The sequence below is a fragment of the Bacteroides sp. RTP31139st1_H2_RTP31139_211217 genome (assembly GCF_040227615.1).
Classification (GTDB): domain Bacteria; phylum Bacteroidota; class Bacteroidia; order Bacteroidales; family Bacteroidaceae; genus Bacteroides; species Bacteroides uniformis.
The window spans coordinates 1-6,696 of sequence record NZ_JBCNZM010000210.1 but is presented as its reverse complement, the minus strand read 5'-3'; the positions used below and the strand labels follow the sequence as shown (position 1 = coordinate 6,696).

5 protein-coding genes and 5 pseudogenes are annotated in these 6,696 nt (G+C 37.6%); 7 read left to right on the top strand and 3 right to left on the bottom strand.

The window, feature by feature from the left end:
• The coding region (locus ABUA47_RS21925) for a hypothetical protein (protein WP_349832046.1) at nucleotides 1–202 on the bottom strand (202 nt) is incomplete at its 3' end.
• On the opposite strand from ABUA47_RS21925, the pseudogene ABUA47_RS21920 reads away from it, so the two are divergent.
• Nucleotides 191–642, top strand: a pseudogene (locus ABUA47_RS21920) (bifunctional DNA primase/helicase); the annotation flags it as partial. The gene ABUA47_RS21925 and the pseudogene ABUA47_RS21920 sit on opposite strands and share 12 nt — an antisense overlap.
• Nucleotides 643–673: 31 nt before the next feature.
• Here ABUA47_RS21920 and ABUA47_RS21915 read toward each other — a convergent pair.
• Nucleotides 674–916: pseudogene (locus ABUA47_RS21915) on the bottom strand (IS982 family transposase); the annotation flags it as partial.
• 57 nt (nucleotides 917–973) lie between these two features.
• Here ABUA47_RS21915 and ABUA47_RS21910 point away from each other — a divergent pair.
• The 6 genes and pseudogenes from ABUA47_RS21910 to ABUA47_RS21885 form a co-directional block, all read left to right on the top strand.
• Nucleotides 974–1,277: pseudogene (locus ABUA47_RS21910) on the top strand (mobilization protein); the annotation flags it as partial.
• Between the two features lie 126 nt (nucleotides 1,278–1,403).
• Nucleotides 1,404–1,910: a hypothetical protein gene (locus tag ABUA47_RS21905; protein WP_230321239.1), complete on the top strand. Its 507-nt coding sequence runs from the start codon at nucleotides 1,404–1,406 to the stop codon at nucleotides 1,908–1,910.
• A complete protein-coding gene (locus ABUA47_RS21900; protein WP_349829757.1) occupies nucleotides 1,846–2,439 on the top strand; it encodes a hypothetical protein in 594 nt (197 codons plus the stop codon). Before ABUA47_RS21905 ends, ABUA47_RS21900 begins: the two co-directional genes overlap by 65 nt.
• A gap of 75 nt (nucleotides 2,440–2,514) precedes the next feature.
• Complete coding sequence (locus ABUA47_RS21895; protein ID WP_144011112.1) at nucleotides 2,515–2,943, top strand: hypothetical protein; 429 nt, start codon at nucleotides 2,515–2,517, stop codon at nucleotides 2,941–2,943.
• 446 nt (nucleotides 2,944–3,389) lie between these two features.
• On the top strand, nucleotides 3,390–4,478 hold the full coding sequence (locus ABUA47_RS21890; RefSeq protein ID WP_317191728.1) for an ATP-dependent nuclease: 1,089 nt from the start codon (nucleotides 3,390–3,392) through the stop codon (nucleotides 4,476–4,478).
• A 29-nt stretch (nucleotides 4,479–4,507) separates the two neighbouring features.
• Nucleotides 4,508–5,908 (top strand): annotated as a pseudogene (locus tag ABUA47_RS21885) (UvrD-helicase domain-containing protein); the annotation flags it as partial.
• Nucleotides 5,909–6,022: 114 nt separating this feature from the next.
• Here ABUA47_RS21885 and ABUA47_RS21880 read toward each other — a convergent pair.
• Nucleotides 6,023–6,696 (bottom strand): annotated as a pseudogene (locus tag ABUA47_RS21880) (DNA methylase); the annotation flags it as partial.

Genomic DNA, 6,696 nt, shown 5'->3' with positions numbered 1-6,696 from the left:
GATCAGAATCGGGATCGTCCTTGTTGCCGGGCTTGGGGACACCTCCGATGACGAGTTTGCCGTCGAGTGTATCCATTGCCTCTTTGATGCTGATGCTTTGGGGCATTTCGCTTAGTTTGGGCGGGATGCGCTGTCTGTCGGTAAGGAAATCGGGCATCCGGTGAACATAAGGCTCGGCGGGGGCATGTCTCTCGGAACTCAAGGCAATCTGCTTTGTGTCACCGGCGGAGAAGGCACGGGAAAAAGTAACTATGTGGCGGCGTTGATTGTCGGTGCTATCCGTTCTTCCGGAACGGATGTGGATGCGCTGAGCGTTACGCTCCACGAAAACAGCAAGAACAAGGCAGTCCTGTTCTATGACATGGAGCAGAGCGAAGTGCAGCTGTATAAGAATATCATCAACCTGCTGCGTCGTTGCAGACGTGAGTCGATACTGGAATGGTTTAAGGCGTATTACCTTACGGGAATGAGCCGGAAAGAGTGCTTGCTTTCCATTATCCAGAGTTTGGACAAATACCATTATCAATATGGTGGCATCTGGTAGTGATAGACAGAATTGCGGATTTGATAAAATGCGCCAACGATGAAGCGAAGAGCATAACCGTCGTGGAAGAACAATGGATTCTGCCATCTTTTCACGAATGGTAGAACAGAGAGATGCCGTAAATTTTCATCTGTCATTATATTGCCGACGGGATATCAAATGAGGAATCTCTGAATGATACTCTCTCAACTTAACAAATAAAAGGGATTCGCTGTTAATACCAATGGATCCGGAAGCCATGTTGAGAGCAACCACTTCCAAATAAGAAAATCAGGGAACGACCCCACACTGAGGTAAATTTCCTTGCCCATTGATCAAATTCCCTGTAAACAGCTTGTGGATGTCGCTAAATTTTGCGAATATTGTATATATTGCGCATATATGAATTAAAAACAGATTGTAAAAATAGGGAATATATATTATGAAATTCCCTATTTTCGTGAAATACTCCGTATCAAGAACCTCTGCCGCCTTGTCGGGTTCAGCGATGGGCAGACAGCAACGTTCGTCAAGGGAAAACCGTTGGAATACGCAGGGGAACTCTATTCGGAGGAACACAAGCGGAAATTCAAGACTGAAAAGGTGAGGGCAAGTGCTGAAAGCCCTGACGGACGGGACTAAATTGCTTCTTGCCATCGACCGAAAGCCCATTGCCGAGTGGTTCAAGGAGCAATTCGACAAGCTAAGGCAGAGCATACACCACCCCATGCAACTACGAAGGAAAGGCAGGGGGGGGGCTATAAATGTTAAATCCCGTCCGATTTACCGAAAAAAGTGCGGTGTGCCGTTCGTGGTGTACCGCACTTTTTCTATATTTGTAATTATACAGGATAAAGAAAGGGATAAACATTTCAAGATAATGGATTATCATTATAAAGAAGATGTAAACAATCATACAAATTGGGAATTGTTTTTTGAAGTAATGGATAGAATAATTTTATTTTTTTTAGGTAGTGTATTACTTTTATCGGGCTGCAAGAATAGTAAACAGCCGGAAGGCTATAATTCTGTTAATATTATCGAATATGTTAATGTTTACGATGAAAACAACAGGATTCTAACTGCACAGGGTAGTGAATATGACTATCTCTATTTTGGAGACAATAAAGATAAAGGGATCTTGGCAGCGACAAATAATTTTACAAAGACATATGGTTATGATAATGATTCTTACTGCTATACCGTAGAGGAGCCCTTGTCAGGATCATTGCTAAAAACAATGAGATATACTGAAAATAGCATAGAAGAACTTGTATTGGAAAATAATAAGGATACATTTAGTTATTCTTTTTCCCTCTATTATGATAAGAATAAACCTAAGTATAAAAAAAAGTATTATAATATTAGGAGATGCCCCCTTTTCTGACTCAAGATATGAGGAATACTACTACTATGACAATAATGGAAATAATACCAAGAAAATCCGTCATGACTTGAACACCGGGGAAAGAGAAGAAACCTATAAATTTAATGATACGGATTATAAGGAAGCTGTTAATCTTGTCCCTTCTTCCGATTACAAACAAAACATCGAATGTTCATTGAAACAAACTGTCAATGATACCTTAATCTCTCGGATTACCTTAAACGGTGTACTTGATAGAGTGATGAAGGAATATACGATCGGAAAAAAGAAAATTAAGGAAGAGTTTGACAATGGTATGACTTTAGTCAATAAAGAAACAGAGTATGAAGAAAACGGACTGAGGGTAAACGTCAATCATACTTTAAGAAATACAGGCTACTCAACCGACAGTATCTATTATGAAGGAAACAAAAAAGTTAAGCACATTTATAATTCTGACTATAATGGCACCATAACACTTGAAATTTCAGAATATGATGAACAAGGAAATATAATAAAGAAAACAAAAAAACTCCGATGGGAGTCATAGATTGAAATTACCCGTTGAATGCAAACTTATTTATACATAAATCAAGTTGTCAAGTGTATGAAAAACATGAGCATAATGCCAACTGGAAATATAAGCACTCCCGTTTTTGTATTTGTGTTATTCCTGTTTGTCTGCGTGCAAATGGGGTGTACACATCGTCGTGCTATCCCATTCAACCGGAAAAGTTGGGACGAATGGGACGGCCATTATTATTCCAGAAAGTTCATGATTGACGATTTGGTAAATAACCGTCTGAAGGTAGGGATGACTTACAGGGAAATACTGAATCTGTTGGGAGAATCGTATTTTGTGAATGAAGAGGATTCGATGCCCGGCATCCGTTACGAAATAGACGTTGAGTATCAATTCCTCGACATTGACCCCTACAAGGGAAAAGACTTATTCATAAAATTCGGTAAAGACTCCTTAGTGGTCAGTTATAAATTTATTGATTGGAAATCCGGTTCAGAAGACATCACAAAAGAAACCGAATGTAAACAATAAATAAAAGCCTCCGGCGGGGTTTTCGCTGGGGGCTTCTGACCTTTGTACATATAAAAAGCAAAAAGAAAGCTATATCGGAGCATTACACTCTAAAAAGTACCTGCTTGTCACGACAAAATGATATTGAGTGCCTTACTGACCGGGGCAGATCCGCACCCATGCGGACAAATCCCGGTAACAGAATGACAAAGCGGACAACGTTCTTGATATGCCAACTTGTGAATAGGACGAATGATTTTCTTTTTTTGCCAGCCGATTTTATAAAATTGCGATAGTTTGTACTTTCGGGGGAAACTATCATTTTTGCAAATGAAAGAGTTATTTAACAGCATAGCAACGCAAAATGCTGAAATTCGCACAGTTGCTAAATCGTTACCTCTATTTCTCAAATAATTCGCTAAAAGTTTATTCTTCAATCGGTTAGGCCAAACCGATAAAAATCTAAAATAGATACAGCTGTAGCAACAAAATTTAATGAGTCTCTAAAAACAATAAGGGCACATACAGTAAGATTAGGAGCTAACATTGGAAATGTAGAAGTATTATTGGATCAAAGAGATTTCACATTAAAGGAAAATAATGTTTGCCTTCATGAGAATGCGATACCTCTACGTTTAAAAGGAAAAGGTACTAAAAGGCTTTTGTCTATTGCTATACAAATGATTAACACATCTTCTAATGGGATTATTTTAATAGATGAGATAGAGCAAGGCTTAGAGCCTGATAGAGTTCAGCATTTGGTCAAAACACTAAAAAACTATTCTAATTATCAATTTATTTTCACAACCCATTCGTCTAATGTTGTAACAGAATTGGGAGTATCTGATTTATGCATTATGAGGCGCAAAGCAAATAGATTATTGGATATTCCAAAAACTATTGCCATGCAAAAGTGTGTACGTCATAATTCAGAAGCTTTATTTGCGAGAAAAATCATAATAGGAGAAGGTGCTACAGAAGTAGGTTTATGTAGAGCTTTAAATGATAATCGTATGACAAATGGTAAAGAGAGTATGAGTTATTTGGGTATCAAAATATTGGATGGAACGGGTAATAGTGGTGTAGAATATGCTGAAACATTAAATAAATTGGGATTTAAAATAGCATTCTTGTGTGATTCTGATGAAGCCAATACAAATCTTAAAAAGCAGTCATTAAAAGATATGGGCGTAGCCGTTTTCGATTGTGAAGAAGGAAAAGCTATAGAAGAACAAATATTTGATAATCTTACATGGAATGGAATAAAAAACTGTCTTAATTTCTATATTAAAAAGAAAGAAACAAATATTAAAGGGCTTTACGAACAAGTTTATCCAGATAAACAGAAAGATTATACAGAAGATTGGTTAGAAAAAGACACAGTAGAATTACGACAATTATTCGGAAAGAGAGCAAAGAAAAAAAGTTGGTATAAAGATGTAACATCTGGTATGTTCTTGGGTTCTGAAATTTTTAGCAATATTAACAATATGGATGAAAAGTGTTATTTAAGACAATTATTAACAAATTTATCGATTTGGATTGACAATGGTTAATTTAAGTTTATTTTTATCAAAAAAATCAAAGTATGATTATTGCTCCTGCTGGATATGGGAAAACACATACTATTGCAGAATGTGTAAACTTAGATTTAAGCTCTAAGATATGTTTGATATTAACCCATACCCATGCAGGGATAGCTTCACTTAAAGAAAAATTACAGTCTATTAAAACAAGAAATAACAAATACGAATTAGCTACAATTTGTGGTTTTTCTTTACACATGGCTCAATCCTATCACCTAAAAAAAGAAGATTTTCCTAATATAGAAGAAGCTCCTAATGAGTATTATCGTTTTGCTATTGAATCTACTATTAAACTGTTAAAAGCAAAACCAATTCATACTGCTTTAAAAATAAAATATTCACATATAATTATTGATGAGTATCAAGATTGTTCCATTTTGCAACATCAACTAATAAAAGCACTTTCAATGTATATTCCTACTCACATATTAGGAGATCCTCTACAAAGTATCTTTAAATTTGATGGAAAATGTGTGGATATGAATAGTATTGCACAAATGGGGAGGTTTATTGATAATAAGCAAATCCTTGAAATTCCATGGAGATGGAAAAAGCATAATAGTGATGGACTTGGAGAAGATTTAAAAGCAATTAGGCAAAAAATAGAAAATAAAGAAAATATAAACATAGATATTTATAAAAATATAAACGTGTTATATTCTGAACCAGAAGCAATATATAAGCATGGTTCACTTTATAACAAACTATTATGGACGGAGATTGCGAATAATAATAGTTTGCTGATAATTCATCCCAAATCAGAATCGAAGAATTTTAGAATAAAAATAATTAAGTCTTATCCAAGACTTAGATTAATTGAAGCAATTGATGATAAAGATTTTTATTTTTATTCTTCGGCTTTTGATAATGCTACGAAACAGACAATAATTCCACTTATATTAAAATTTTGCAGGATTGTTTTCAAGAAAACAATTATAGATAATTGGTTTAATAATTATGACAAATTGAAGTCTAAAAGAAGGATTGAAGATCAAGTAATCTCTAATAGTATAAAAAAATATTTGCAAAATTTGGAAAACAATCTTATTCCAATACACATTTATAATTTGATATACTATCTTCATCATTTACCAACAAATGAATGTTGCCGAAGCGAATTAGTAAGTGATATGTATAAAGCATTAAGAAAGGCTCAAATAGACAATATTTCCATATCAGAAGCAATAAAATATAATCGTGAGGTATTGCGACAAGTTGGGCGTAAAGTTGAGGGTAAATGTATTGGCACAACACTGTTAACCAAAGGATTAGAGTTTGACACTGTAATAGTGCTTAATTTTCAAGATTTTGAAGATAAGAATAATTTTTATGTTGCTATTACAAGAGCTTGTAAAAAACTTATTTTGGTAGGAAACACACATCAAATTTATTTTAAATAAAATAGTATCAAAGAGTTTTGTATATATTCTCTTTTTGTTATTATAACACTCCACTCCGCTGCTTTGTAGGAAGCTGGCGGAGTGGGGGTGTTTTTATGGCTTCGGTTACAGGAGCTATAACTTCAGCTTGGGTTTGGGCTTTTCGGGCCGGTCAGGATCGGGATCGTCCTTGTTGCCGGACTTGGGGACGCCTCCGATGACGAGCTTGCCGCCAAGCGCTCCCATTGCCTCTTTGATGCTGATGCTTTTGGGCATTCCGCTTAGTTTGGGCGGAGTGCGCTGCCTGTCGGCGAGGAAGTCGGGCATCCGGTGGACATAAGGCTCGGCAGGGGGCGTGTCCTGCGTGGGAACACTGCCCGGTGAGGAACTGCCGGGCGGAGCATCGGCGACGGGTATGCCGGCGGCGGGGGCGTTATCCTGTCCGTCGGGCGTTACCGGTTGGGAGGGCACGACTTCGATCACTCCGTCGGTGCTTTTTTCCTGCGCATCCACTGATTTGAGGGAGAGCAGGATCTTGCGGTCGAGAGCGGCAAGGTCAGCCTTGAGCTGCTTCAGTTCGTCCTCCTTTTTCCAGACTTCCCCGACGACCTGTTCCAGGACGGGGAGTTCCTTCTCAATGGCTTCGTTGTCCCTCGTGTATTTCTCTATCAGGCGGGGGATGCTGTCGAAGGCGTTGATGAAGTTCTGGCAGGCGGTTTTCGGATCGACCGCCAAGCGGCCGTTGTTATAGTTGTAGAGGAAGTTGCCTTCACCTCGCACGAAGAAACGGTTCTCGCAGAAGTCCAGAC

Coding starts and splice junctions, on each gene's coding strand:
- ABUA47_RS21905 (WP_230321239.1), top strand. CDS start 1,404: ATGGATTATCATTATAAAGAAGATGTAAACAATCATACAAATTGGGAA.
- ABUA47_RS21900 (WP_349829757.1), top strand. CDS start 1,846: ATGATAAGAATAAACCTAAGTATAAAAAAAAGTATTATAATATTAGGA.
- ABUA47_RS21895 (WP_144011112.1), top strand. CDS start 2,515: ATGCCAACTGGAAATATAAGCACTCCCGTTTTTGTATTTGTGTTATTC.